Origin of the sequence: uncultured Shimia sp., assembly GCF_947498095.1 — a bacterium.
In the GTDB taxonomy this organism is placed as follows: Bacteria; Pseudomonadota; Alphaproteobacteria; order Rhodobacterales; family Rhodobacteraceae; genus Shimia.
In genome coordinates this window covers 1-25,037 of record NZ_CANMJE010000023.1, presented here as the reverse complement: position 1 = coordinate 25,037, position 25,037 = coordinate 1, and the positions used below count along the sequence as shown (strand labels likewise).

Genomic DNA, 25,037 nt, shown 5'->3' with positions numbered 1-25,037 from the left:
GCGGGATGGAGCAGCCCGGTAGCTCGTCAGGCTCATAACCTGAAGGTCGTAGGTTCAAATCCTACTCCCGCAACCAAAAATATTTGCGAAACCGCCTCAGCCATGTCGGCTCCGGCGGTTTTTGCTTTTTTATCAGACGCTAAGGCAAGCACATAGGGATGTATCAATGGTGCGACGAAGCAGCAAAGCACTTAGACTTTCCAGCTGTGAAACTTTGAAACCCGCGAGCCCGTGAGGGTTAGATGGGCCCGGTTGTATTCCTTGCTTTGGAACCCTAAAAATCAACTATGACGTTCAATCACACCACCTCTGCCGGATATCTGGTCAACCACATGGCCCGGTTGTTCTTTGAAGAGCTGCGCAAGAAAATTGAGCCCTTGGGTATTGTTCCGGGACAGTTTCCGGCGCTTTTGGCTCTATGGCAACAAGACGGGCAAACCCAAAGAGAGCTGGTCGAAAAGCTTGATGTTGAGCAAGCAACAATGGCCAACACACTGAATCGAATGCAGCGGGATGGATTGATCGTTCGCATGGATCATCCAACAGATGGGCGCGCGAAAGTCATCTGCCTGACAGATAAGGCGCGTTTGGTGCGTGACGATGCCTATGCCGCCGCTACCACGGTCAATGACGCTGCATTGGCCGCCTTGTCCCCTGACGAGCGCGTCCAGTTCATCGACTTCATGCAGCGTACAATCAAAACGCTGCAAAAGGGCTAAGGCGCCACGTACCTCGCGGTCATGCAGTCGGTTGCAACCAGCATAACAGTTTAATTTCAGGCCATTAATGACGGCTGGCGGGGTTGATGGAGCGATCCCAGCTGACTGTCGAATTAAGGCCGGCACCGGAGGTGTTTGCGAGTTCGAGTTTGCCATGTTGAAGGTCAAGAATGTCCATCACAATCGCAAGACCGAGACCGTAGCCACCGACGCTATCAGCCCCTTGTCGACCGGGTTGCGTCACTTGACCAAGCTCTTCTTCGCTGAGGCCGGGGCCATCATCTACAATTTGCAATACCACTCGCTCATGCGTTTCATGCGCGCTAATCGTGACTTTGGACGTCGCGTATTTGCGGGCGTTGTCCAGAAGGTTACCCAGCAATTCGGACAAGTCATGTTCGTCAGAGGGGACGTTTATGCCCGCGGGAACGTCAACGATCCATTCAATGGAGTCTGCGCCAGGAAGCTTCCTGATCGCCTCAACCATTTCAACTGTGGACTTCTTCAAGTTGCTGGATAACCGGTCAGATTGTGATACCCGACTGCGGGCCAACTCTCGCTCGACGAAAAATCGCATCGACGCGATCTGACTCGAAATCTGATGGGCGCGCTCGTGATTGCCTTCGGCGCCAATTTCATCTGCATGCGCCGCCAATACGGTGAGCGGGGTCTTCAACCCGTGGGCCAGATCGCTCGAGCGGCGACGGGCATTCTCCAGATTGGTTGTTTGCCGTGACAGTTGCGCATTGATGGTCTCAACCAGGGGTCTGACTTCGGTTGGATAGCCACTGGGCAATTGGCCGGAGTCCCGTTGTGACACGTTTTCAAGGTCAGTCCGTATTTGCTCAAGAGGTTTGAGGCCGATTCTGACCTGCAACCAGGCTGCCAGGATCAGAGCGGTGCCAAGCAGCATGAGCCAGAAAATGATGTTCGACCTGAATTGCGCTGACGCTGCATTAAGTTCGGACAGATCAGTGGCGACGCTTATGGCGATTCCGTCTGGGGCATCTATACCATCAATTGTTATGCGCCAGCTGAGCACCAAAAGCTCGGTTCCGAACGGGGCTGTTACAGTTGTCGCCTGCGTTGCGCCAAGGGTCTCAGGAAGAGAAACATCCAGCGCCTGATCCCAAAGTGAACGAGACAGTAAGGGCGGCGTGTTGCCATACTGGATTTGCCAGTAACGTCCACCAAAGGGTTGGCCGTATCTCAGATCTCCAAGCTCATTGACGTCTAGAGTACCGTCTTCCTGAACGGCCAAAACAGCCGTGAGCTGAGTTAGATCGGCGCGCAGCTCATCCAGCAGACGTTTTTGAAAATAGACTTCAAACAAATAGGAAATCGCAACTGCGGTAATGATCAGAGCGGCAACTGTCGAGATTCCCGCGGCCAACAAGAGACGCAGGCTAAGCGATCCAATCCTCATAAAGTCCCTGGCCCCATACAATATCCAAAACCGCGGCGCGTTTCGACGACTCTAGTTTTGAACTTCTTTCTGAGGCGCCCAACCATGACTTCAATCGCATTGCTGCCTGGCTCTTGATCCTGAAAGTAAATATTGCTGGCAAGTTCCTCTTGGCTGATGACCTTGTCTTCATTGTGCAGCAGGAAACTGAGCAGCCGGAATTCCAAAGGCGTCAGGTTAACGGGGACACCGCTTTCAGATACGCGCATCTGCCGCGTGTCGATTGACAGTTCTCCTCGTTCGATGATCGGAGAAAGATTTCCGGAACTGCGGCGGATCAGTCCCCACAGCCGAGCGATCAATTCTTCCATCTGAAACGGTTTGACCATGTAGTCATCCGCCCCGGCATCAATGCCGTCGACACGTTCAGGCCAGCTGCCTTTGGCCGTGAGCAAGATCACGGGAATTGTCACGCCTTCTCGACGCCATTTGCGCAAAACGCTCAAGCCATCAAGAAGGGGGAGCCCAATATCCAGCACGGCAGCTGTATAGGGTTCAGTGCTTCCCTTGAACCAGGCGTCCTCTCCATCTTGGGCGTATTCCGGAACAAATCCGTTCGCCTCCAGTGCGCGACCGATGGATTGGGCAACCTTGTCTTCGTCTTCAACAATCAGGATTCGCATTCAACCGCTCTCTCCAAGAAGTTCGGCCGTGCGTGCGTTGACACTGACTTCTACCAACCGTCCTTCATTCGTCACTACTCTGAAAATATACCTGTTCGTGTTTTGGGTCTCTCGATACCGAACGGAAACCAATTTGCCGCCCAAAGAACCGTGCACAGCCTCAAGCACATCACTTAGGGGGAGGGCGCGTCCCTCGCGGACAGCTCTTTGCGCGCGTTTGTGATCTCGCGAGGAAATGGTTGCAGTATCTCCGTCACTAGCCCCTGATGCGGCGCTGGCTCCGCTTGTCCCTGCTGAGCCAGACGAAGCGTAAGCAGAGGCACCGGCACTGCCGCCGCCTGACGCATCTCCTCCACTTCCACCGCCGCTGGCACCGCCGTCACCTCCACCACTACCGCCACCGCCCCCACTGCCTCCGCCAGAGCCAGAGGATGCATGAGCTTGACTGAGAGTGGTCATCGCCGGTGTCGCATAGGCAGCCACGACGCCCAGTCCAAGGCGCAAAAGCGCCGCGCGTCGGTTCATATCTGGGCTGTCGGTTTTTTTCACCTGACGTCTCCGGATTAATTGGCGTGATCGAGAAGCCCTTCTTTGGCAAACATCTCAAGCGTTTGACTGATATCCCGGTGCAAATCGTCTTCGGACATTTCCGGGAAGGCTGACTGAAACACCTCTACGATATCATCAAGTTTTGCCGGTTCTCGCAATAGGTTCCAGATGGCGCGCGCCATCTGGTCCATGTGGTGAATACGGGCACCCCGTTTGGAGGCAACAAAGCAATCAGTCTGGTAATCTTTTTCAACGACGTCCTTCAACTGCACGTATTTTTGATCGGGATTGAAAGCAAGCGCGTGCTCTTCTTCACAAAGCTCCTGTTGCGCAAGATCGGGCTTTGTACCGTACGCGCTGCTTGCATCGAAGCAGTGGGCTTCGTTCAGTTCCTTTGACAGAAAGGCAGCGGCGGCTTCGGCGCTTTCGTATCGGAGATCTAACCCACGTGTGCTTTGCACAAGATGATCGATGATCCCCAGAATACGGGCTGGGTTCATATGTCGTGAAAAGTTTTGCAGGATCACGCGCCGTAGGACTTCTGCAGGCTTGGCTTGGGTTAAGGCCATGCCCCCGCCCGGTTCCCGTTCCAGCATGACAATTGTTGAGACCGGGAGCCGCTCGCCGTGATCCGCAAGCAAGCTGCCCGGAGGGTTGAGGTAAAGGTACTGCCTGTTTGACAGCCCGGAGACAGCGTTCAGCCTGCCAGTGAGTTCCGGGCTGAATTCTTCAGGTAATGGCAGGCGCAAACGTGGCGCGGCGCCATTGGCATGGCCGTAAATCACGCCGTTTTCGTCAATCTCAATTGGAAGGTAGTCATCGGTAAAGACCTTGTACCCAAGGTCGGCAAGGCAGGCGGTCAGTGTGCTTTTCCCAGCACGGCGTTTGTTTGGAAGTAAAACGAGCGCCCCGTTCACCTCGATCGCTGCGCCGTGAAAACATAGCATTTCCGGGTCATGCCTAAGCCGAGCCCATGCCAGCTGCGCGACCAGTGAGCAGGTTATGTTCAGAGGATCTTCCAAGTGTTGCTTGGTATCAAAGATCGGCGAGGACAGGGTAAAGTGGCTGGGGGATTTCTCAATCTTGAATAGTGTTTCGGACGCATTGGATTGGGTCTGAACGCGCTCGTACGGCCAATTCTGAAAGACACTCGGCAAAAAATCGGCAACAACATCACACCCCGACAAATCAACAAGACCATCGGTGCCAGCGAATTTGTACTGCAACGTCTCTACCATCGAGCCTTCCTGTCCATAGGAGTCACCTCTTGGCTTTCATTTTAACACAAAAGTCCGCCCTTCAATTGCGACTTGGCGTAAGAAGGGCGGAAATCGAAGTGATGCGCGAAATGAGTTAGAGAATAGTCTCTACCGGTTTTCTTGTTCGGTATCCGAGATAACTTCCTCTTCGGCGTCACTGGGTGAAGAAGCACCACTAGATCCGTCAGACGCACCAGACGCCACTGATCCAGCTGAAGGTCCAGACCCGGCTGATCCTGCCGACCCAGCTGATCCGCCGGAACCGTCTCCCCCTCCAGAGCCGCCTTCACCGCCGGATCCTCCCGAGCCACCCGAGGCATGTGCAACGCTCAATGTTGTTAGTGCAGGGGCGGCATAGATGGCCGCGGCCCCCAATCCAATTCGAGTCAAAAATTTGCGCCGCTCGTTACTGACCGACGAGTTATCTTTAGTCATGTCATTGTACCTTTCTTTCATTCTTATGCGTGAGGCATGGCACCCTCTTACGGCAACGCCTCCCACAAACGACTGACGGGTGTGGTCAGCAGATTGTCAGCTAGAGCAATTGCATTCAGTGGTTTGCGAGGTCCTTCAGCGCATAAAGGTCGCCGAACCATTGTGTTGGGCGGTGATCAGGATTTTGTGGCGCGCGACTGTTCCAAGACAGGCTCAATCAGATCCACGTACCGTGAAAGGCAATCCTGACTGTCTTCCATAAAGCTCAACCCAGCCTGCGCCATCGTTTCAGCCTGATTGGAGTGCATGAGATCTATGAGCACTGCCCCAAGCTGGGCGGTTTCCTGAAATTGTATCGCGGCACCCGTTTCTGTCAGTGCCGCATAAGCATCGCGGAAGTTCTTTACGTTGGGTCCGTAAACGAGCGCCGTATTGAAACTCGCGGGTTCATACGGATTGTGCCCACCTTCCGACCCAATGGAGCCACCCATAAAGACGATAGGGCACAAAGAGAAAAAGCCCCCGAGTTCCCCAAGAGTGTCGACGATATATACCTGCGTGGATGCTGAAACGCTTTCAGCCAGACTGCGCTGTGCGACGGCAAACCCTTTACCACGGGCCATTTTGTTCAATGGGTCTCCGCGCCGGGGATGCCGTGGTGCCACGATGAGCAATGCCTCTGGGTTGGCTTTCAGGACCTCCAAATGCGCGTCCAGAACCGTCTGTTCGTCGGCAGGATGGGTCGAGGCCGCCAGCCATAGCTTTCTGGTTCCAATTGCTTGAGACAACCGCTCGGTTACAGACGGATCCGCAATCAATTGCGGGAGGGTCAAACGCAAATCGGGCAATTCGTGCACGCGGGTTTCGTCAAGACCCAGCTTGCGGATATCGTCGACGATGTTTTGCGACCGGCCTGTGATCAGGCTGAAGGGCGCCAGCAGGGATGCAAAGACAGCCGGAACACGTGCGCGTGTTCGAGAGTCGCGCGCGTTCAGAAGTATTTGCGGAATACCGCGGTTGTGGACTTCTCTGACCAAGCGCGGCCACAGATCGCCCTCAACAAAAAGAGCGGCTGAAATCGGCCAGTTTTCCAGAAACCGTTTAACCGCAGCGGGTGTGTCGATAGGTACGTATCGGTGACTGGCATAGGGCATTGCCCGCGCGACCCAATCGGCTCCGGCTGCAGTTGTTGTCGTGACAAGAATATCGGCCTGTCTTGTGCGAGCTAAGTATTCGGCCAAAGGGCCGATCTGCATGACCTCGCCAAGGCTAGCGGCGTGAAACCAGATGACGTCGTTTGCCTGAGGCGAGCCGCAGTGGCCCAGGCGCTCTGGAAATCGCTCTGGATCGGCACCCATCCGGCGATGAAGATACTTGGAAAGGGCGACAATGACCCAGGAGAATAGCCAGGTTCCCAGAAGCCACGTGCGCAGTATCAAAGGAGTTCGCTTAGGCATCATTTCCTATCTGAGATCACCAATTAGAATGTGCCGCAGTTGGTCAGTTTGAACGGTCGATCGCATCAGCATTGATACATCTTTGCCACTTGGATGCCAGTTGATATTCCGTGCGCTGAACTTGTGCTCAGAAACGCCAGCGATTATCTAAGGCCCCTATTACCTCGTCAACTCCTGAAAGTCGGTACATCTGAAATGGGGACGCCCTTGGACATTCGCGAGCATGGGACAGTTATCCGCTTCGACGCCGACACCTTGCCAACCATGGAGCCGCGTCTATTCGACGCCGACTGGCTCAAAGACAATCAGCTTTGGCTTGGCAGTGCCGAAGGCCGGGGGCAGGCGCATTTCCTGCGCTATGCAGACAGCGACATGGTTCTGCGCCACTTCCAGCGTGGCGGGTTGGTTGGCCGCGTAATCCGCGATCAATTTTTTAGATTTGGCGCGGTAAAAAGCCGAGCCTTTCGAGAGTTTGATCTTCTTTGCGAGATGAGGGCAGCGGGCCTTATGGTTCCACGCCCTTTGGCCGCCCGATATGCGCCGTCAGGGCTGCTCTATCGCGCTGCGATCATTACCGAGCGCATTCCCAATGCTAAGACGCTTCAAGAGATTCTGTGCAACATTCCATTGCAGGCGCCAACTTGGGGTGCAATTGGCGCGGCCATCAAGCAGATGCACAATCACAGTGTATTCCATTCAGATCTGAATTGCCGCAACATTATGATCGACGCAGATGAAAACGTCTGGATTATCGACTTTGACAAATGCGAAACTCGTACACCGGGAAACTGGATGCAAGGCAATCTTGATAGGTTGCTGCGCTCGCTCAGAAAGACGGCTGGGCAGGTTCCGAACTTGCACTGGAATGAGGCTGATTGGGCTATCCTAATGGCTGGATATTCTGATCAAGGTGAAACGGCATGAGTGCGGCAGCTTTCTATATTAAAGGGCTCTTGCGTCAGCTCATTCCCCATTCTGTTGCAAGGCGACAGTTGGATTCCTTGCTGCGCAAATCTGCCAGGTATTCTGGCCATGAAGACATTGATTGGCGTGTTGATTACTATAACGGTCTGTCTAAAGAGTTCGATGTCTCCACAGCGCCGTGTATTCGCGATGTCAGCCGACAGATGAGCCGTTACTATCTGGATTTAGACGAAAGCAGCCGCGGGTTCGGCCCAAATAGACGATTGAATTATCTATTCGGCGACATTTGTGAGGTCCCGGATGTGCCGACAGTCGTGAAGTCTCGTCCCATCCAAGCCGGGAATGAAAACTCGATAATTCTCAAGTTGGATAAGCTGCGTCACTTTAAGTGGAGCGCCGACCCCATTCCCTTTCGTGACAAAAAAACTTCTGCGGTCTGGCGTGGAATACCGCAGACTGAGCAGCGCAGAAATCTTGTTCGAATGTTTCATGACCATCCGTCTTTCAACATCGGGCAATCGCGCCAATTTGTTGATGAGATACCACCCAAGCCGCCACTCACACATGCGGAGCAAAAGGAATACAAATTCTTTGTCTCCATTGAGGGTAACGACGTGGCTACGAACCTGAAATGGGCGCTGGCCTCAAACATGCTCGTTATGGCGCCATTGCCCCGTTACGAGACTTGGTTCATGGAGGGCCTTCTAGAGCCTGCCAAACACTTTGTTCTTCTCAAGGATGACCTGAGCGATCTTGAGGAAAAAGTCGATTACTACACGACCCATACAGAAGAGGCCGAGGATATCATTCAAAACGCACACGCTTGGATCGATCTTTTTACAGATCCGCTGAAGGAACGTATCATTGCGGCGCGCGTACTTGAAAAATATTTTCGACTCTCTGGACAACTCTAACCGAGGACCCATTCCATCTTCCTATGGTGTGCAGAATGATCCTTCAGTAAGAGGATGTGGGCGCGCAATTTAAGGCAATAAGGATCAAGACATGCAAGTTGACCCTTCTGATGTAGACGTCATTGCACCAAACCTGAAACGGCGGTACTCCGGCGTCTCTTCTACGGTGTTTCGTCTTGTGCCTCTCCAGGCGCAGAAGATCTCGATCGCCACAACCGGTCCTGTCTTGCCTGCCGATATCCCGCAGTTTCCACCGTCAAAACTGTTGTTTATGTCCCGCTCCGGCCCTTCTGGTCCGCGCATCTGGCACTCGCGCCGCAATATCGAAATGCTGGCCGGTCTGATCCTCAAAGTCCTGTTTCGCAAACGCCTGAAGCTCGTGTTTACCTCGGCCGCGCAGCGCAGCCGAGGCAAGTATTCGCGCTGGCTGATCCGCCAGATGGACGCGGTGATCGCGGCCTCGGGCAAGGCGAACTCGTATCTTGAGAAACCCGCCACGGTGATCCTGCACGGGATCGATGCCGAGGAGTTTTCGCCTCCGAAAGACCAGCGTGCTCTGCGCATCGAACTGGGTCTTGATCCGGATGCGCTGATCGTTGGCTGCTTTGGCCGCTTGCGTAGCCAAAAGGGAACCGACTTGTTTGTCGAGACCATGATCAAGCTGTTGCCTCAACACCCACAGGCCCAAGGCATCATCATGGGTGGGGTTACCCGCGAGCAGCAAGGTTTTGTCGACGATCTAAAGTCCAAGATCGACGCTGCAGGCTTAACTGACCGGCTCCGTATTTTGCCAGAAGACAAAGGGTTTACGATTGCGCCGTGGTTTCAGGCCTCTGACATCTATGTTGCGCCTCAACGATGGGAGGGCTTTGGCCTAACCCCGCTTGAGGCTATGTCCTGCGGCGTGCCCGTTGTTGCGACGCGGGTTGGCGCCTTTGAAGATCTGGTTGTGCCGGAAGAAACCGGATTTCTTGTCCCTATTGAGGATGTCGCGCAACTGGTCGAGGGCACGGGCAAATTGATGGGGGACGATGCCTTGCGCCAATCCATGGCCGAAGCCTCTCGAAAGAAAGTCCTCGAACAGCATCAGATCGAACAAGAGGTCAACGCAATCAACGCGGTTTACCAAGGCCTTTTTTCTAAGGGATAGCGCCGCTACTTCTAGCGGATACCGATTGTGAGCTTTTGAAGGGAATGTGGTTTGTCTAGCAGAGTTACCATCGTCACTGTTTGCTACAACAGTCTGGCGGTGATCCCGGACATGCTGAAAAGCATTCCCATCGGGACCCCGGTCATAATGGTCGATAACGCCTCGTCTGACCCTGGTGCCCTAAAGTCTCTCGCTGACGAGCACGGGGCCTTGTTGCTTCGAAACGAAGAAAATAGAGGGTTCGGATCAGCCTGCAATCAGGGTGCTGCCAAAGCGGAAACTGAGTTTTTGCTGTTTCTCAATCCCGACGCCGAGCTTCAACCCGGCGCGCTTGATGCCTTTTTCGAAGGTGTAAAAACCCATCCGAATGCCAGTGCTTTCAATCCAATGATTTTGGACGGAAACGGGCAGCAGAGCTTGCGCAGAGGCTCAAAGATTAGGCCAAAGGAACGACTGAAAGGTCCGATACCAACCGGCGATGCCGAGTTGCCTGTGCTGGTTGGATCCGCAATTTTTTGTCGCCGGGCGCTGTTTGCTGAGATTGGCGGCTTTGACACGAATATCTTCCTGTACCACGAAGACGATGATATTTCCTTGCGGCTGCGGGAACACGGACCATTGATGTATTGTCATGCTGCTCGGGTTGTTCATCTCAGTGGCCACGGATCACCGCGCTTGCCAGAAGTCGCAGCATTCAAGGCTTATTATTCCGCGCGCTCGCGCGCGTATGTGCAGGGAAAATATGGCCACCCCAGACCCAAACTCAGTACCTTGGGGGCAGCCTTCCTGAGGGTGATTGGACCCGATACGTTGCTGTCAAAACGAAGACGCGCCAAAAACATTGGGTATTTCAAAGGCGCACTAAGCACCTTCAAAGACGGTGGAAAGCACTCCACGTAACTATAGCGGTGAGCGCTACGGACTCTAGACCAGTCGTGGGTCTATCTCAAATCCAATAGAGATTGATGTAAGGCCGTTTTATCTGTTCGGCACGGTCTTGCAGGCTCTCAAACACTGGCAGGTATTTGGCCGGATCTTGACGTTCGTGCGTTTCCACAAAGATGCAGTCGATGCGCGATAGAACAGGGTGATCAATCAAGCGGCTCAAAATCTCCCATTCCGCACCCTCGATGTCCATCTTCAGAATCCGAACATCGCGATCCAGCTCTTCGAGGAATGCGATGATATCGACGACTTCAACCGTTATGGCATTCGCATCGTCCGTTCCATTAGAGTGATGAACGATCGATGAACCCTGCGTGTTCCCTGAGGGGTCATCCGCTGACCAATTGGACGCACGGTGCAACAGCAAGTTGTCTTTCTGGTGCCCAGCGGCTTTGGGGATAAGTGTGACATTGGTCAGATCGGATGTTGCGACCTCTAGCGCTGCGAATGCCCCAGGGTCCGGTTCAAAGCTGATCACATCGGCACCAGTTGCTGCCAAACGACATGTGATTTCGCCAACATTGGCACCAAGGTCGATGCAAAGGTCACCTGCATGTGCATCGACGAAAGCTATCCGGCATTTGTGCGTGATAACCCGGATATCTTCGAAAAACACATTTTGCGCTAAGGTTCTCTCGCACAGCGCGGGCGGTAAAGCAAAACTGCAGTTTTTGTCATCTGATCGCAAACTGGCCGTGCACTCAGGCCGTTCTTTCGGGGGCAAAATGTTTAGGGAAGCACAGTGCCAGATAATCGTGCACCTGGGTGCGGGAGGTGTCTCGCGTGAAGTCTTTCGGGTACATCAGAATGTTCAGCCACAGCCCGTCAAACAACGCTTCGAGGCTTGCCGCAGTGTCTGCGGGTGACCTCTGATAATGACCCTCGGTGTTGAGGGTTTTACACAACTCGCGACAGGTCTTCATGCGTTCTGCATCGATGTCGGCTGTTATCCCACGATACACCTTGCGAGCGCTGGCTTCGCCATAGAATGCAAACCACACCGTCAGCTTTTTGCGATTGCACACGCGTGGGTGAAACTGTGCCTCGACAATGGCTTCAATCTTTTCACGAGCAGATTGCTCGGAGCTTGCGATCTTACGAGCCCAAAGATTGCGATGCTCTTCGGCCAGGCTACGCAGAGTGTGTTGTAACAACACATCTTTGCTCTTGAAGTGAAAGTTCACCAATCCTTGTGAGAGATGCGCCGTCTGGCTGACCATCCGGATTGTAGTGCCCGTGATGCCATGCTTTGAGATGCAGTCTATTGTCGCATCGATGAGCTGTTTTCGGCGTTCGTCAGGCGGGGCCGTGCGAGATGTCTTTGAGCGTTCTTTGGTCATAGTTTTGTATGCCACTGAACGGGCGTTCAATCAATGGCTTGATTTATCCGCGCAACCGCGGCATTCATTTGACCAAATATCGAATCCTTTTCCGGAGAGATGGAATGTCCAAAAATCTTCCAACACACGCGCAGACGGTCATTATCGGCGGTGGCTCTATTGGCTGTAACACGGCCTATCACCTGACCAAGTTGGGCATGACGGACGTTATTGTGCTGGAAAGAGACCAATTGACCAGCGGCACAACGTGGCACGCAGCCGGGTTGATCGTGGCAGGGCTTTTGACGTCAGAAGCAGAATGCGAGATCTACACGCATGGACGAGACGTCTGTGCCAACCTTGAGGCGGAAACCGGGATGCCGACGGGGTTTCGTGACGTCGGATACCTGCAGATCGCCAGTAACCAAGAGCGTGTACATGAAATGCGCCGGCTGGCGCCCTTTATGCGTCGCCACGACATCGACATTTTTGAAATTTCGCCGCAGGAAACCAAAGAGCTGTTTCCAATTGGCGACCTCGATGATGTTCTGGCAGGGTTCTACATCCCCAAGGATGGTCGCGCGAACCCGGTCGATTTGACCATGTCCCTGGCCAAGGGCGCGCGCATGGGCGGCGCGCAGATTTTCGAGGGTGTCACCGTAGCCGAGATCATGGCCAAGAACGGCACTGCAACAGGTGTCGAAACAGCGGACGGCCAAACGATCACCGCCGAAAATGTTGTGATCTGCGGGGGGATGTGGTCTCGCCAGCTGGGTGCGAAAGCCGGGATCAACCTGCCGCTTCAGGCCGCCGAGCACTATTATCTTATTACCGAAGACATTGACGGTCTCAGCCGCGACTTGCCAGTGCTCGAAGATCCCTCGACATATACGTATTACCGCGAAGAGGTCGGCGGGTTGATGCTGGGTCTTTTTGAACCGGGCGCGGCGTCGTGGAAACTGGACGCTATTCCCGAGAACTTCTCTTTTGGTGAGATCGAGCCCGACTGGGACCGCGTTGGCCCGCATCTGGAAAAGGCGTATTCGCGCGTACCGAATGCGTTGAATGTTGGCGTGCGCAAATTGTTCTGCGGGCCTGAAAGCTTCACGCCCGACCTTGCGCCATTGGTCGGAGAGACGCCAGAATTGCGCAACTGTTTTGTGGCCTGTGGGATGAACAGTCTTGGCATTTTGAACGGTCCTGGAACCGGCAGAGTTCTGGCGCAGTGGATCTTTGACGGCCATCCGCCGATTGATGTCACGGGGATCAACGTCAACCGCTTTACACGTCACGAGGCCACCAAGGCCTTTCGCCGCGATCGTGGCCCCGAGTTGTTGGGCAAGATGTTTGGTCAGCACTATCACAATGACGGTTTTGAGACTGCGCGCGATTTAAAACGGTCGGTTCTGCACGATCGCCTAGCGGCGTCAGGGGCGTGGTTTGCCGAAGGCCACGGATGGGAAATGCCGGATTGGTTCGCACCGACTCCGGAACGGGCCAAGATAGATAAGTACAGCTGGTTCCGTCAGAACTGGTGGGACTGGCACGCCGAAGAACATCGTGCCGCCCGCGAAGACGTCATCATCATGGATATGTCCACCATGTCCAAGTTCAATGTCGAAGGCCCGGATGCGCTGGCTTTGATGAGCCGACTGTCTTGCAATGACGTGGATGTGGAGCAGGGCCGCTTGGTCTATACGGCCTGGGTCAACGAACAGGGCGGTTTTGAAGCTGATCTGACCGTGACGCGATTGGCGGATGACAAGTTCATGGTTGTCGTTGGCGAAAACAGCCACGGGCACACCCTGATGCGTATGCAACGTCACGTTCAGGACGGCGAGGTGGTGGTCATCACTGATCTGACGCCTGGCATTACGCAGATCAACATTCATGGCCCCAAAGCGCGGATGCTAATGGAAAAGGTGTCCACAGCAGACATGTCCAACGATGCCTTTCCCTTCATGACCTGTCAGGACATCGACGTGGGGTATTGGGTCGTCAAAGCCTTTCGGGTAACCTTTGTTGGTGAATTGGGGTGGGAGCTTCAAGTTCCGTCTTATGCTTCCGTTCAAGTCTATGATCTGCTCAAAGAAGCAGGAAAAGAGTTCGGCCTGCGCGACGCGGGGATGCAAACCCTGAACAGCCTGCGACTGGAAAAGGCCTATCGTGACTTTGGCCTGGACGTCGACAATACAGACAACCCGATCGAGGCGGGTTTGGGATTTGCGGTGAAACTGGATAAGCCGGGTGGATTTATTGGTCGCGACGCTCTGGCCGCCATCAAAGAGCAGGGCATTCCTAAAACCCGCATGCTGCAATTCTTGTTAAAAGATCCCGAGCCGCTGCTCTATGGTAACGAGTGCATCTATCTCAACGGCGAAGAAGTCGGCCATTTGCAGATTGGCGGTTACGGCCATTCTCTGGGTGGTGCAGTTGGGATTGGATTTGCCGAGTATCACGAACCGCTGAAAGCCGACATTGTCAACAACGGGACTTGGGAGATCGAAATCGCAGGCGAGAAGGTTGCGGCCACGGCGTCGCTGAAACCGCTCTATGATCCGGCGATGGACAAGATCAAATGCTGAAGGATCAGTTTTGAACCGCCGGCGGCAGTTTCAGTGCGTCAATTTCTCAAGCCGGCCTTCGTCGAGCACAAAGATATGACGATGTTGGCTTTGCACGATGCGTTGCCGCTCCCAACGAGACAACAACCTGCTGACGGTGTGCAGCGTGCTCCCCGTCATTTCAGAAATAACTTTTCGCGTCACCGGAAAAGCTATTTGAGTGCCGATCTCGGAGTCGCGGCCATGCTGTTGCATCAACCTTAGGATCGCGCGGGCGACACGTTGCTCAACATGTTGCGTTGCCAGCTCCATGATCCGGTTGTTCATTTCGGAAACCCGATTTCCTACGACTTTGTAAGCTTCCGTCGAGAACCCGTCGTAACGCTCGACAAACGTTTCCCACAAGGCTGTCGGCCAGACCAGGATCAGACATTCAGTGACGGCCAAAGCTGTTGCGGGATAAATGTCCCGTCCCAAGGCGCGCGCGATGCCAAACAATTGCCCGGGAGGAATGTGCAACGAGATCACCTTTTCACCCTCAGGGTTCAGGCGCTCGACCCGGATGTGGCCGTCTAACAAGAGATGAAAGTGAGTCGCATCCATGCCTTCTTCAAACACGGACTTGCCGGGCAACACACGCCGGATACGGGCCAAATCAAGTACTTCTTGACGGTCTGCAGCGTTAAGCCGTTCAAAAGGCGGCAAATTTTGTAAGAGCGAAGGGTCCAATTTCATCACGGAAAACCTGAGAATATTGAGTAAGCGCAAACTGCGATTGCTAGATAGCTGATAATGTCGATCGCGTACAACATCTGCGACCGCAACCGCGTGGTTAGGGCGCACCTATGTACTGCGCTCTTAGACGCCCGCACGTTTGGCGTCGACTGAATAGGACGACACCGAAATGACATCCCAAGATGTCAGTTTCCAACCCTTCACTTCAGTTATCGGGCGATCTTTATCCATATTTTGCCGATGGCGCAGCAAGCTCAATTCCGTTCAGCGGGGTAGTTTTTTCGATTATGGGCAAAAAAAATGCCCGAGCGGCGCCAGCAGCGAGGAATCGCTGCGATGTTCACAAAACGCCATGAAAACAGGCGAAATTCTAAAAACATTCGTAAAATCAGATATTCACAAAACGCCAAAATCCAAATTGTTTACAAAACAACATGACGTGGATCAAATCGTCGCAGCGCATCGCTTGTTAGTCAGGATGTCGAACAGGACCAACCAAGTTGGGACTGAGGAGACGCGAACATGACTGCTGCACCATCCAGACGCGCATTTTTGCGCGGCCGATTTGAGGCCCCTGCCGTCATGCGCCCGATTGGGGCGCTGGCTGAAAGCGCGTTTCTTGAGGCATGCACTGGCTGTGATGACTGTGTTCGTGCGTGTCCTGAAGCGATCCTTGTCAAAGGCGACGGCGGATATCCTCATGTTGATCTGTCTGACAATGGATGCACGTTCTGCAATGATTGCATCGACGCCTGTGACACGGGCGCGTTGATCCCAGACTCGCCTTGGCCATGGACGGTGGCTGTTGCCGAGACCTGCTTGTCGAACAAGGGCGTTGAGTGCCGCACCTGCCAGGATCATTGCGATTCCCGCGCCATCCGTTTTCGTCCTGCCCTTGGTGGCCAGGTACGGATGGATCTTGATGCCTCGCTTTGCACCGGTTGCGGCTTTTGTGTCGCGCCTTGTCCGGTCAATGCGATTTCCCTCATTCAATCAACCCCAACGGAGGCCAGCCGATGCTGAATATCTGCGGATGCCTTGTCCACGCGATGCCGGAAATGACCGACAACGTGATTGCCGCGATCAATGAGATCGAAGGTGGCGAGGTTCACGCCCATGAAGACGGGCGCATCGTCGTGACCGTCGAAGACACCAAAACCCAGCGCGCCTCGGAACAGATCATGGATATGCACCAGATCCCCGGCGTTCTGACCGTCACGTTAACTTATCACCATTTCGAAGAGCTGGACGCCCAAAGCCCCGCCCTCGACCAACCCACACATTGAACGGGAGATAGCCCATGACTTTGCCAACTTCCCGCCGCACGTTCCTCAAGGCAACTGCCGCCGCTGCTACAGCGTCGGCCGCCGGGATCACTCTGCCCAATGCTGCCGCGGCGCAGCTCGACGGACCCAATATCCGCTGGGACAAAGCCGCTTGTCGCTTCTGCGGCACCGGTTGTTCTGTTTTGGTCGGCGTTAAGGACGGTAAGGTAGTTGCCACCCAAGGCGACCCCGAAGCGCCCGTGAACCGCGGCCTGAACTGTATCAAGGGCTACTTCCTGTCCAAGATCATGTACGGCAAGGACCGTCTGACCACCCCGCTTTTGCGGAAAACCAACGGCGTCTATGACAAAGAAGGTGAATTTGAGCCCGTATCCTGGGACGAAGCCTTTGATGTGATGGCCGACAAGTGGAAAGAGACCATCAAGAAGAAAGGCCCAACAGCCGTATCCATGTTTGGCTCAGGCCAGTGGACCGTCTGGGAAGGGTATGCCGCTGCCAAGTTCATGAAAGCGGGTCTGCGGTCAAACAACATCGACCCCAACGCGCGTCACTGCATGGCGTCTGCCGTGGCTTCGTTCATCCGGACCTTTGGTATCGATGAGCCGATGGGCTGCTATGACGACCTTGAGCACGCAGACACGTTTGTGCTTTGGGGGTCAAACATGGCCGAGATGCACCCGATCCTGTGGTCGCGTCTGACAGACACCCGCCTGACCAAGCCCGGCGCTGAAGTGCACGTTTTGTCTACGTTTGAGCATCGTTCGTTCGAGCTGGCCGACAACGGCATGATCTTCACACCGCAAACCGATCTGGCGATCCTGAACTACATCGCAAACTACATCATTGAAACTGGTGCGGTGAACGAAGAGTTCGTGAACAACCACGTCAACATCACCAAAACCGCGACCGACATTGGTTATGGCCTGCGCCCCAACCACGCGCTGGAAGAAGCGGCTGAAAATCCATCTCACGAAGGCAAGCACGGCAAGCTGACCAAAATCAGCTTTGAAGAGTATGCCGCAGCGGTTTCAGAATACACGCTTGAAAAAGTGTCGAAACTGTCTGGTGTTCCCGAAGCATCGCTGCTGCGTTTGGCCAAGCAATATGCTGATCCAAACCGTAAGGTGATGTCGCTCTGGACCATGGGTTTCAACCAGCACACCCGTGGGTCCTGGGTGAACTCACTGATGTACAACGTGCACCTTCTGGTCGGCAAAATTGCCGAACCGGGCAACTCGCCCTTCTCGCTGACTGGTCAGCCTTCGGCTTGTGGTACTGCGCGTGAGGTTGGTACTTTTGCACACCGGCTGCCTGCCGACATGGTGGTCATGAAGGAGGAGCACCGCGATTTCGCTGAGGCGAAATGGGGCCTGCCAAAAGGCACTATTCCCGGAAAACCCGGCTTCCATGCGGTCCTGCAACACCGCAAAATGAAAGACGGTGACCTGAACTGTCACTGGGTCCAGTGTACGAACAACCTTCAGGCGGCTCCGAACATCAACGAAGAAGGGTATCCGGCTTATCGCAATCCCGAAAACTTCGTCACCGTTTCGGATCCATATCCCACCGTCACAGCCTTGGCCGCTGACCTGATCCTGCCCACCGCAATGTGGGTCGAGAAGGAAGGCGCTTATGGTAACGCGGAACGCCGTACCCAATTCTGGCGTCAGCAGGTGGATGCACCAGGTCAGGCCAAATCTGATGTTTGGCAAGTCATGGAGTTTGCAAAACGCTTCACGGTCGAAGATGTCTGGCCCGAAGAGCTGATCGCACAGAAACCCGAGTATCGCGGCAAGACCCTGTTCGAAGTTCTCTATGAAAACGGCAAGGTCAACAAATACCCTCTGTCGGAAACGGCTGACGGCTTTAACAACGCTGAATCCAAAGACTTTGGCTTCTACGTTCAAAAAGGTCTGTTTGAAGAGTATGCCGACTTTGGTCGCGGCAAGGCCCACGATCTGGCCGAGTTTGACGTCTATCACAAGGCACGTGGTCTGCGTTGGCCCGTGGTCGACGGTAAAGAGACTCTGTACCGCTTCCGCGAGGGCTATGACCCCTATGTCGAAAAGGGCAAAGGTGTTCAGTTCTATGGCAAGCCCGATGGCAAGGCGAACATCATCTTCGCGCCTTATGAGCATGCCGCAGAAAGCCCGGATGACGAGTATGACCTGTGGTTCGTAACCGGTCGTGTGCTTGAGCACTGGCACTCAGGGTCAATGACCCGCCGCGTGCCGGAACTGCACCGTTCGTATCCCACGGCTGTGGTCTACATGCACCCGGACGACGCCAAGGATCGCGGTTTGCGCCGTGGGCAAGAAATCGAAGTCTCGACCCGTCGTGGCTCGGTTCTGTCCCGCGTCGAAACCCGTGGCCGGAACAAGATGCCCAAAGGCGTTGTGTTCATGCCGTGGTTCGACGAAGGCCAGCTGACCAACAAACTGACCTTGGATGCGACCTGTCCGATCTCGAAAGAGACCGACTTCAAGAAATGCGCATGTAAGATTCAACGCGCCTAACTTGTTGTAAAGGAAAAGAGAAAACCATGCCCGCCCAACAACGCAAATCTTCGCCAATGGACCGGCGCCGTTTCCTAAAGGACTCGGCGCGCGGTGTGGCAGGCTGTGCGGTGGCGGGCATGGGACTTGTCTATCTGGTGAATGATGCCCGCGCTTTGCCGGCGCAGGCAATTCGCCCACCCGGCGCCTTGGACGAGGATGATTTCCTTGCGGCCTGCATCCGATGCGGGCTCTGCGTGCGGGATTGCCCCTATGACACGTTGAAACTGGCGGAACTGGGTTATGACGGCCCTGCCACTGGCACCCCCTATTTTACAGCCCGAGACGTCCCGTGTGAGATGTGTGAAGACATCCCTTGTGTTGTGGCCTGTCCAACTGGGGCTCTGGATCATGGGTTGACCAACATCGACGACGCCGACATGGGTGTGGCGGTCTTGATTGACCAAGAGACCTGCCTGAACGCGCTGGGCCTGCGCTGCGATGTTTGCTATCGCGTTTGCCCCGTCATTGACGAAGCCATTACCCTTGAGCGCCGACATAATGAGCGCTCGGGCGCTCATGCAATCTTTATGCCCGTCGTGCATGCCGACAAATGCACAGGTTGTGGCAAATGTGAAAAATCCTGCGTGCTGCCGAACGAGGCCGCCATCAAGGTGCTGCCGTATCGCATTGCCAAGGCACCTGCCGCAGATCACTACAAGTTAGGCTGGGAAGATAAAAACCCGCTGGTCGATGAGCTGATCGACCTGCCGGATCGTTTGCCCGGACCCGGTACCGACAACCTCGTGACACCCGGAGGCTATGCGCCCGACGCGATGCCCGATCCCAGCATGGACGGTGGATTTACCCCATCTTTCTCGTTGCCCGAGATGGGAGGGTCGAACTGATGAGTGACAAAACCAGACTTCCCGTTGGGCAAGAGGCCATTGACGAATTTGGTTGGCTCTACGCGCATCGCTTCCTGTTGTTGCGCCGCGCCACGCAGCTGTTTTTTCTCGGACTGTTCATGCTTGGACCATGGTTCGGCATCTGGTGGGTCAAAGGCAATCTGTCCGGGTCTATGACCTTTGATATCTTGCCGCTTACCGATCCTTTTATCACTGTTCAGGGTTTCTTTGCGCTGCATTGGCCGGAAACCACCGCCCTGATCGGCGCTGTGATCGTGGGTGTCGTTTACGCCTTAATCGGTGGCCGGGTGTACTGCTCGTGGGTCTGCCCGATCAACCCAGTCACGGATGGCGCGCATTGGATCCACGAAAAGCTGGGCATGCAAAAAGGCTGGCAGCCAAAACATGGCACCCGTTACTGGGTTCTGGCGATGGTTCTGGCTGTGTCTGCCTTAACCGGCACAATCGCATGGGAGGTCGTGAACCCGATCTCGATGCTGCATCGTGGGCTGATCTTTGGCATGGGATTTGCCTGGGCCTTTGTACTGGCTGTTTTCCTGTTCGACATCTTTGTCTCGCGCCGCGGATGGTGTGGGCATCTCTGCCCGGTTGGCACGTTCTATGGCCTTCTGGGAACCAAATCGATTTTGCGCGTTTCGGCGGTCAAACGTTCGGAATGTGACGACTGTATGGACTGTTTTGCAGTCTGTCCCGAAATGCATGTCATCTCGCCTGCCTTGCGCGGCAAAGACAATGACACGCCTCTCATTCTTTCACCCGACTGCACCAATTGCGGTCGATGCATAGACGTCTGCGCTATGGACGTCTTCAAATTCACTCACCGTTTTGACGATACGTCCGCTCCCGGACGTGTCCAACGAACCAGAACTCAACCTGCATCCGGGGCCAGCAAAGCCGCCTGAGCAAGCAACGGAGTATAAACCCATGAAGAAGCAAGCCCTTATCAGTGCCATCGTTGTGTCGGCCCTGTTGGCCGTAGCGAGCTTTGTAACGGCGCAAGAGGTTCAATCCTTGCGCGGCACACCTGTCGACGAGCAAAATGTTGTCGAAGACGTTTTTCAACAGGACAAACAGCGCTTTGGTCGCAACTACCGTCAGCAACCACCTTTGGTTCCGCACTCGATTGACCAGTATCAGATCGATCTCAAGGCGAACCAATGCCTGCGGTGCCATGACTGGTCGACCGCAGGTGAACGCAATGCGCCGACCTTGTCGATGACCCACTACTTGGATCGCGACGGCAACCAATTGGACCGTGTCGCGGGGACTCGCTGGTTCTGCAACCAGTGCCACGTGCCTCAGGCCGATGCGCCTGCCTTGGTGGACAACACCTTTGAGGCATCAAGCGGCAGCAACTGATCCAACTGGATCTCTGTGTGAGGAATAAGACAATGACAAAATCCAACTCACCGGGCTTCATCCGCCGTATCTGGAACTGGTTCTGGACTCCGGCTGTTGCGATCAGCTCGGGCTTTCTACTGATCGCTGGTTTCTTGGCGGGTATCCTGTTCTGGGGTGGCTTCAACTGGTCCATGGAAATGACGAATACCGAAGAATTTTGTACCGGTTGTCATACGATGGAAACGAACCTCGGCGAATATCGTGAAACCATTCACTACAACAACCACTCGGGTGTGCGCGCGATCTGTTCGGATTGCCACGTGCCCAAGGAATGGAACCACAAGGTCAAAGCCAAGGTCATGGCCGTCAAAGACGTCTATCACGAACTGATGGGCACGATCGCGACGCCTGAAAAGTATGAAGAGCATCGCTTGGCCATGGCTGCCCAAACATGGAAGAAGATGAAACAGTCCGACAGCCGCGAATGTCGTAACTGTCACAACTTCGACTACATGGACTTTACCATTCAGGAAGGTCGCGCAGCCAAGGAACACCAACGTGCCATCGACACAAGCATGACTTGTATCGATTGCCACCAGGGTATCGCGCACCAACTGCCCGAAGGCTATTTGCAAGAGTACAACCGCGTGGTGGACGAACTGGGTATGGAGATCGATGCACAAGAGGACGCACAACTTGACGTCAAAGGCATCCGCGATTTCCTCGGCCTGAATTCTAACGACAAGTCCGGAGGCTGATACAATGCTTAACCTACTAGGCACGATTGCAGGTAACGTTCTAAGCCTTCCCGGTATCTTGGGTTTGGGCTTGGGGATGATGACCCGCAATATTGTGGTTGCTGCTGTTCTTGGGGCACTTGTCGGCATCGGCGATACTATGATCTTTGCAAAATTCCAGATGGCAAACATAGATGCGCTTGAGATGGCTATCGCGGTTCTGGTGGGCGTGCTCGCCGGGATGGTCGGTTGCGCCATCCGGAGAAAGGGCGTGGCCGCCTAATTGCCAAGGCTGTTCCAATTTTGAAAACCTGCGAGCCGCCCGACGGAGGGCGGCTCGACGATCGTTCTGACATGTCTTAGACAAGGTATGTCTACGGACTTCTTCCATAGGATTGAGCGATGAAAGTTGCCTACACACTTGCTCCGGGTCGCGGAGAGACCAATCTGGTCCTTGGGGCGCTGTCGAAAACTCTGGCAGACAAAGGTCTGCATCTCTGTGGTACCGTGCAGATCGACACAGAGATAGATGCAGCGCACAAATGTGACATGGACGTCAAAGTGCTGCCAGACGGCCCGATGATCCGAATTTCACAATCTTTGGGGCGTAATTCACGTGGGTGTCGGCTGAACCCGGATGCATTGGAGCAGGCTGTCGCTCTGACCGAAACGGCGCTGGATCATGGCGCGGATCTGCTGATCGTCAACAAGTTCGGAAAGCACGAGGCAGATGGCCGTGGGTTTCGGGATACCATTGGCAGAGCACTGGAACTGAACGTGCCCGTGTTGGTTGGCGCGAACAAACTGAATGTTGATGCGTTGGTTTCGTTTTGTGGCGGCTTGGCGCAGGCAATCCCGGCCGAGCATGATGCGCTTTTAGAGTGGGTTCAGAGCAATCTCTCCAATGTGAATGTGGCCTAGCCCCTTTCCGCCATAGGCGCTATGCAGTCTTCATGAAGCGCAAGAATACGTTTGAAATCTTTGTTGTAACCGCGCCCGGACTGGAGCCTGCTTTAGGTCGGGAAATGCGTGAAAAAGGGTTCGAAAGATCCTCGAACCTTGTCGGTGGCGTGTCTTTTCGCGGCACTTGGACAGACGTTTGGCGTGCCAATCTCGAACTGCGCGGAGCGACGCGCGTTTTGGCGCGCATTGGCGCCTTTCGTGCCACGAGCTTGCGGCAGCTGGACCACCGTGCAAGAGCCTTTCCTTGGGCAGAGTTCCTGCGCCCGGACGTTTCAGTTCGCGTCGAAGTGACGTCGAAGAAATCCAAGATTTACCACCAAGGCGCGGCGGCTGAGCGTATTGAACGGGCAATCTCCGAGGAACTGGGGGCCACGGTTGCACCAGATGGGGAGGTCAAGTTGAAGGTGCGGATCGAAGACAACCTTTGCACACTCAGTATCGACACCTCCGGAGAGTCCCTGCACAAGCGCGGGCATAAGATCTACACCGGCAAAGCTCCGATGCGAGAAAGCCTCGCAGCGCTGTTTCTACGGCAATGCGGGTTTGATGGGACGGAGCCCGTTGTTGATCCGATGTGTGGATCTGGCACCTTTTTGTTAGAAGCCGCCGAGATCGCCGCAGGTTTGCAGCCCGGGCGAGACCGGGATTTTTCCTTTGAACATCTCGCCAGTTTCGATGCTGATACCCTCGCTGAAATGCGCCGTTCTGAACCTATCCATGTGCCTGAAGCAAGGTACTATGGATTCGACCGTGATGCCGGTGCAGTTCGTGGGGCTACCAAGAATGCAGAACGCGCGGATGTTGCCGCATGGACGCAATTTTCTGAGCAAGCTCTCAGTGATCTTGAACCTCCGCAAGGGCCTCCTGGCCTTGTTATCACAAACCCACCTTATGGCGCTCGTATTGGCAACAAAAAGGCACTGTTTTCGCTCTACGGAGCGCTTGGCAAAACCCTGCGTTCGCGGTTTTCCGGGTGGCGTGTCGGCATCGTGACCAGCGACGCCGGACTGGCACGCGCCTCGACGCTGCCGTTTGTTGAAACCGGCCCTCCTGTTGCGCACGGTGGGTTGCGTGTGAAACTGTTTCGCACAGATCCACTGTAACCACTTCACAATGGCTGGCGAAGTTATGTGAAAGCCGCTAGCGTGCGTTTCGACTGAGTCGAGTGAGTAACTGTGACACAAGCAACGACCATCGCCAGCCCTGACGAAGCCGGTTTCCGAAAGCTGGTGAGCCGCAGGATCACCGTAATCCGTTATCTTCTGATCGCCAGCGGTGTGCTTCGCGATCCTATTGTTATTTATACGTTTTTGAGCAGTTTCAGCCGATCTTTGCTGATGTTTTCAGTGAACGAGACGGCCCGCACGGCTGACGAAGGTGTCGGATGGTCCGTTGTGTTGCTGGTGGTTTCAGCCGCCGCGATGCTGTTCATCGGATATCAAAACCGCATCCGAGCGCATCGGTTGATCATCAAGCTCAAGGAAAAGCTGCGGCTTAGTATGTCGCGCAGTCTGTTGCGTGCGAACGTCGAGTTCTTGCTGTCTGGCAAGCACGGTCAAGTCTATTCCGCAATGACCGGCGAAATCGACCAGGTTTCCGGCTCTGTGATTACAGTAATGGAAGCCGTCGAGGCCGTAATTATTGTCTCGATCTCGATACCATACTTGTTCTGGATTTCCCCGGCGGCTGGCTTTGCGACAATCGGAGCAATGTGCTTGGGGGGTATCGCCTATTTTGTGTTCGATTTGCCCGCACGCCGTCAGCTGGTTGTATCGTCGCGCGCTCGTGCCGAGTTCTGTGATCGAGTGCAGGATATGCTGTCAGGGTGGAAAGAAGTTCGCCTTCGTGAATCCCGGCGCTTTGCTCTCGAGCAGGAAACGCATCGTGTGATCCGTGTGTTTGGCGACTCTGCCAACCGTACGCAGCAACTTTATTCGATGAGTACGGCGATCGGACAGGCGTCAACGGTTCTGCTTTTGTGTTTCGTCGTTGTGATGGTGCCGTTGCTGTCCGGTGGCGGGACGGAAACGATGTTCCAGGTTCTGACCGTGATCTTCCTGACGAGCGGACCAATGGAGGGGCTCTTTGGTACGATGACTCGTATGTCCCATGCTGAGAATGCTTACTTCCGTATTCAGATTGTGCGCGCCGCTGAGCAGCCCTATCTGACGGGTCCAAGTTGATTGTTAGTGCATGATCGGCCTGGGTTCCATTGGTATGATGGTTTC

26 protein-coding genes are annotated in these 25,037 nt (G+C 54.7%); 17 read left to right on the top strand and 9 right to left on the bottom strand.

Features of this window, described 5'->3' with window-relative positions; all coding sequences use genetic code 11:
- Positions 1–287: 287 nt before the first annotated feature.
- On the top strand, positions 288–719 hold the full coding sequence (locus Q0932_RS19955; RefSeq protein WP_299356937.1) for a MarR family transcriptional regulator: 432 nt from the start codon (positions 288–290) through the stop codon (positions 717–719).
- Positions 720–783: 64 nt separating this feature from the next.
- On the opposite strand, the gene Q0932_RS19950 is transcribed toward Q0932_RS19955, so the two are convergent.
- The 6 genes from Q0932_RS19950 to Q0932_RS19925 all read right to left on the bottom strand — a co-directional run bounded on the left by Q0932_RS19950 (position 784) and on the right by Q0932_RS19925 (position 6,507).
- Positions 784–2,145 (bottom strand): HAMP domain-containing sensor histidine kinase, encoded by a 1,362-nt coding sequence (locus Q0932_RS19950; RefSeq protein WP_299356935.1) that lies wholly within the window; start codon positions 2,143–2,145, stop codon positions 784–786.
- Positions 2,142–2,807 carry a response regulator transcription factor gene (locus Q0932_RS19945; protein ID WP_299356933.1) on the bottom strand — a complete coding sequence of 222 codons (666 nt, stop codon included), beginning with the start codon at positions 2,805–2,807 and terminating at the stop codon, positions 2,142–2,144. The genes Q0932_RS19950 and Q0932_RS19945 overlap by 4 nt, the downstream gene beginning before the upstream one ends.
- Positions 2,808–3,356 carry a PepSY domain-containing protein gene (locus Q0932_RS19940; protein WP_299356931.1) on the bottom strand — a complete coding sequence of 183 codons (549 nt, stop codon included), beginning with the start codon at positions 3,354–3,356 and terminating at the stop codon, positions 2,808–2,810.
- A gap of 14 nt (positions 3,357–3,370) precedes the next feature.
- The gene (locus Q0932_RS19935; RefSeq protein WP_299356929.1) at positions 3,371–4,594 is read right to left on the bottom strand and encodes a PqqD family protein; all 1,224 of its coding nucleotides are present in this window, start codon (positions 4,592–4,594) and stop codon (positions 3,371–3,373) included.
- A gap of 129 nt (positions 4,595–4,723) precedes the next feature.
- Entirely contained in the window at positions 4,724–5,050 is a 327-nt protein-coding gene (locus Q0932_RS19930; protein ID WP_299356927.1) for a hypothetical protein, read from the bottom strand.
- Positions 5,051–5,226: 176 nt separating this feature from the next.
- Positions 5,227–6,507: a glycosyltransferase N-terminal domain-containing protein gene (locus Q0932_RS19925; RefSeq protein ID WP_299356925.1), complete on the bottom strand. Its 1,281-nt coding sequence runs from the start codon at positions 6,505–6,507 to the stop codon at positions 5,227–5,229.
- Positions 6,508–6,702: 195 nt separating this feature from the next.
- On the opposite strand from Q0932_RS19925, the gene Q0932_RS19920 reads away from it, so the two are divergent.
- The 4 genes from Q0932_RS19920 to Q0932_RS19905 all read left to right on the top strand — a co-directional run bounded on the left by Q0932_RS19920 (position 6,703) and on the right by Q0932_RS19905 (position 10,395).
- Positions 6,703–7,431 carry a 3-deoxy-D-manno-octulosonic acid kinase gene (locus Q0932_RS19920; RefSeq protein ID WP_299356923.1) on the top strand — a complete coding sequence of 243 codons (729 nt, stop codon included), beginning with the start codon at positions 6,703–6,705 and terminating at the stop codon, positions 7,429–7,431.
- On the top strand, positions 7,428–8,345 hold the full coding sequence (locus tag Q0932_RS19915; protein ID WP_299356921.1) for a glycosyl transferase family 90: 918 nt from the start codon (positions 7,428–7,430) through the stop codon (positions 8,343–8,345). The genes Q0932_RS19920 and Q0932_RS19915 overlap by 4 nt, the downstream gene beginning before the upstream one ends.
- A gap of 91 nt (positions 8,346–8,436) precedes the next feature.
- Complete coding sequence (locus Q0932_RS19910) at positions 8,437–9,495, top strand: glycosyltransferase family 4 protein (protein ID WP_299356919.1); 1,059 nt, start codon at positions 8,437–8,439, stop codon at positions 9,493–9,495.
- Between the two features lie 51 nt (positions 9,496–9,546).
- Positions 9,547–10,395 carry a glycosyltransferase family 2 protein gene (locus tag Q0932_RS19905; protein WP_299356917.1) on the top strand — a complete coding sequence of 283 codons (849 nt, stop codon included), beginning with the start codon at positions 9,547–9,549 and terminating at the stop codon, positions 10,393–10,395.
- Positions 10,396–10,441: 46 nt separating this feature from the next.
- On the opposite strand, the gene Q0932_RS19900 is transcribed toward Q0932_RS19905, so the two are convergent.
- Both Q0932_RS19900 and betI read right to left on the bottom strand, forming a co-directional pair.
- Positions 10,442–11,056 (bottom strand): FkbM family methyltransferase, encoded by a 615-nt coding sequence (locus Q0932_RS19900; protein WP_299356915.1) that lies wholly within the window; start codon positions 11,054–11,056, stop codon positions 10,442–10,444.
- Positions 11,057–11,141: 85 nt separating this feature from the next.
- A complete protein-coding gene (betI, locus tag Q0932_RS19895) occupies positions 11,142–11,780 on the bottom strand; it encodes a transcriptional regulator BetI (protein ID WP_299356913.1) in 639 nt (212 codons plus the stop codon).
- A gap of 104 nt (positions 11,781–11,884) precedes the next feature.
- Here betI and Q0932_RS19890 point away from each other — a divergent pair, with 104 nt between their 5' ends.
- Positions 11,885–14,344: an FAD-dependent oxidoreductase gene (locus tag Q0932_RS19890; protein WP_299356912.1), complete on the top strand. Its 2,460-nt coding sequence runs from the start codon at positions 11,885–11,887 to the stop codon at positions 14,342–14,344.
- Between the two features lie 30 nt (positions 14,345–14,374).
- On the opposite strand, the gene Q0932_RS19885 is transcribed toward Q0932_RS19890, so the two are convergent.
- Entirely contained in the window at positions 14,375–15,061 is a 687-nt protein-coding gene (locus Q0932_RS19885) for a Crp/Fnr family transcriptional regulator (RefSeq protein ID WP_299356911.1), read from the bottom strand.
- Between the two features lie 519 nt (positions 15,062–15,580).
- Between Q0932_RS19885 and napF the strand changes: the two genes are divergently transcribed.
- From napF to Q0932_RS19830, 11 genes are all read left to right on the top strand, one after another.
- Complete coding sequence (gene napF / locus Q0932_RS19880) at positions 15,581–16,081, top strand: ferredoxin-type protein NapF (protein WP_299356909.1); 501 nt, start codon at positions 15,581–15,583, stop codon at positions 16,079–16,081.
- Positions 16,075–16,344 carry a chaperone NapD gene (locus Q0932_RS19875; RefSeq protein WP_299356907.1) on the top strand — a complete coding sequence of 90 codons (270 nt, stop codon included), beginning with the start codon at positions 16,075–16,077 and terminating at the stop codon, positions 16,342–16,344. The genes napF and Q0932_RS19875 overlap by 7 nt, the downstream gene beginning before the upstream one ends.
- A 14-nt stretch (positions 16,345–16,358) precedes the next feature.
- Positions 16,359–18,860 (top strand): nitrate reductase catalytic subunit NapA, encoded by a 2,502-nt coding sequence (gene napA, locus Q0932_RS19870; protein ID WP_299356905.1) that lies wholly within the window; start codon positions 16,359–16,361, stop codon positions 18,858–18,860.
- Between the two features lie 26 nt (positions 18,861–18,886).
- Complete coding sequence (napG, locus tag Q0932_RS19865; protein ID WP_299356903.1) at positions 18,887–19,747, top strand: ferredoxin-type protein NapG; 861 nt, start codon at positions 18,887–18,889, stop codon at positions 19,745–19,747.
- Positions 19,747–20,670, top strand: coding sequence for a quinol dehydrogenase ferredoxin subunit NapH (gene napH / locus Q0932_RS19860; protein WP_299356901.1), 924 nt, complete (start codon positions 19,747–19,749; stop codon positions 20,668–20,670). The genes napG and napH overlap by 1 nt, the downstream gene beginning before the upstream one ends.
- Positions 20,671–20,692: 22 nt before the next feature.
- Entirely contained in the window at positions 20,693–21,127 is a 435-nt protein-coding gene (locus tag Q0932_RS19855; RefSeq protein WP_299356899.1) for a nitrate reductase cytochrome c-type subunit, read from the top strand.
- A 32-nt stretch (positions 21,128–21,159) separates the two neighbouring features.
- Positions 21,160–21,867, top strand: a complete 708-nt coding sequence (locus tag Q0932_RS19850; protein WP_299356897.1) for a NapC/NirT family cytochrome c — start codon at positions 21,160–21,162, stop codon at positions 21,865–21,867.
- 4 nt (positions 21,868–21,871) lie between these two features.
- Positions 21,872–22,129, top strand: coding sequence for a hypothetical protein (locus tag Q0932_RS19845; protein ID WP_299356895.1), 258 nt, complete (start codon positions 21,872–21,874; stop codon positions 22,127–22,129).
- Between the two features lie 119 nt (positions 22,130–22,248).
- Complete coding sequence (locus Q0932_RS19840; protein WP_299356893.1) at positions 22,249–22,767, top strand: DUF2478 domain-containing protein; 519 nt, start codon at positions 22,249–22,251, stop codon at positions 22,765–22,767.
- A gap of 32 nt (positions 22,768–22,799) precedes the next feature.
- Entirely contained in the window at positions 22,800–23,912 is a 1,113-nt protein-coding gene (locus tag Q0932_RS19835) for a class I SAM-dependent RNA methyltransferase (RefSeq protein WP_299356891.1), read from the top strand.
- A gap of 72 nt (positions 23,913–23,984) precedes the next feature.
- Complete coding sequence (locus tag Q0932_RS19830; RefSeq protein ID WP_299356889.1) at positions 23,985–24,992, top strand: ABC transporter transmembrane domain-containing protein; 1,008 nt, start codon at positions 23,985–23,987, stop codon at positions 24,990–24,992.
- Positions 24,993–25,037 lie beyond the last annotated feature (45 nt).

Excerpts from the sequence above, each read along its gene's own strand:
- Q0932_RS19955 (WP_299356937.1), top strand. The coding sequence starts at position 288 with ATGACGTTCAATCACACCACCTCTGCCGGATATCTGGTCAACCACATG.
- Q0932_RS19950 (WP_299356935.1), bottom strand. The coding sequence starts at position 2,145 with ATGAGGATTGGATCGCTTAGCCTGCGTCTCTTGTTGGCCGCGGGAATC.
- Q0932_RS19945 (WP_299356933.1), bottom strand. The coding sequence starts at position 2,807 with ATGCGAATCCTGATTGTTGAAGACGAAGACAAGGTTGCCCAATCCATC.
- Q0932_RS19935 (WP_299356929.1), bottom strand. The coding sequence starts at position 4,594 with ATGGTAGAGACGTTGCAGTACAAATTCGCTGGCACCGATGGTCTTGTT.
- Q0932_RS19930 (WP_299356927.1), bottom strand. The coding sequence starts at position 5,050 with ATGACTAAAGATAACTCGTCGGTCAGTAACGAGCGGCGCAAATTTTTG.
- Q0932_RS19925 (WP_299356925.1), bottom strand. The coding sequence starts at position 6,507 with ATGCCTAAGCGAACTCCTTTGATACTGCGCACGTGGCTTCTGGGAACC.
- Q0932_RS19920 (WP_299356923.1), top strand. The coding sequence starts at position 6,703 with ATGGGGACGCCCTTGGACATTCGCGAGCATGGGACAGTTATCCGCTTC.
- Q0932_RS19915 (WP_299356921.1), top strand. The coding sequence starts at position 7,428 with ATGAGTGCGGCAGCTTTCTATATTAAAGGGCTCTTGCGTCAGCTCATT.
- Q0932_RS19910 (WP_299356919.1), top strand. The coding sequence starts at position 8,437 with ATGCAAGTTGACCCTTCTGATGTAGACGTCATTGCACCAAACCTGAAA.
- betI (WP_299356913.1), bottom strand. The coding sequence starts at position 11,780 with ATGACCAAAGAACGCTCAAAGACATCTCGCACGGCCCCGCCTGACGAA.
- Q0932_RS19890 (WP_299356912.1), top strand. The coding sequence starts at position 11,885 with ATGTCCAAAAATCTTCCAACACACGCGCAGACGGTCATTATCGGCGGT.
- napF (WP_299356909.1), top strand. The coding sequence starts at position 15,581 with ATGACTGCTGCACCATCCAGACGCGCATTTTTGCGCGGCCGATTTGAG.
- Q0932_RS19875 (WP_299356907.1), top strand. The coding sequence starts at position 16,075 with ATGCTGAATATCTGCGGATGCCTTGTCCACGCGATGCCGGAAATGACC.
- napA (WP_299356905.1), top strand. The coding sequence starts at position 16,359 with ATGACTTTGCCAACTTCCCGCCGCACGTTCCTCAAGGCAACTGCCGCC.
- napG (WP_299356903.1), top strand. The coding sequence starts at position 18,887 with ATGCCCGCCCAACAACGCAAATCTTCGCCAATGGACCGGCGCCGTTTC.
- napH (WP_299356901.1), top strand. The coding sequence starts at position 19,747 with ATGAGTGACAAAACCAGACTTCCCGTTGGGCAAGAGGCCATTGACGAA.
- Q0932_RS19855 (WP_299356899.1), top strand. The coding sequence starts at position 20,693 with ATGAAGAAGCAAGCCCTTATCAGTGCCATCGTTGTGTCGGCCCTGTTG.
- Q0932_RS19850 (WP_299356897.1), top strand. The coding sequence starts at position 21,160 with ATGACAAAATCCAACTCACCGGGCTTCATCCGCCGTATCTGGAACTGG.
- Q0932_RS19845 (WP_299356895.1), top strand. The coding sequence starts at position 21,872 with ATGCTTAACCTACTAGGCACGATTGCAGGTAACGTTCTAAGCCTTCCC.
- Q0932_RS19840 (WP_299356893.1), top strand. The coding sequence starts at position 22,249 with ATGAAAGTTGCCTACACACTTGCTCCGGGTCGCGGAGAGACCAATCTG.
- Q0932_RS19835 (WP_299356891.1), top strand. The coding sequence starts at position 22,800 with ATGAAGCGCAAGAATACGTTTGAAATCTTTGTTGTAACCGCGCCCGGA.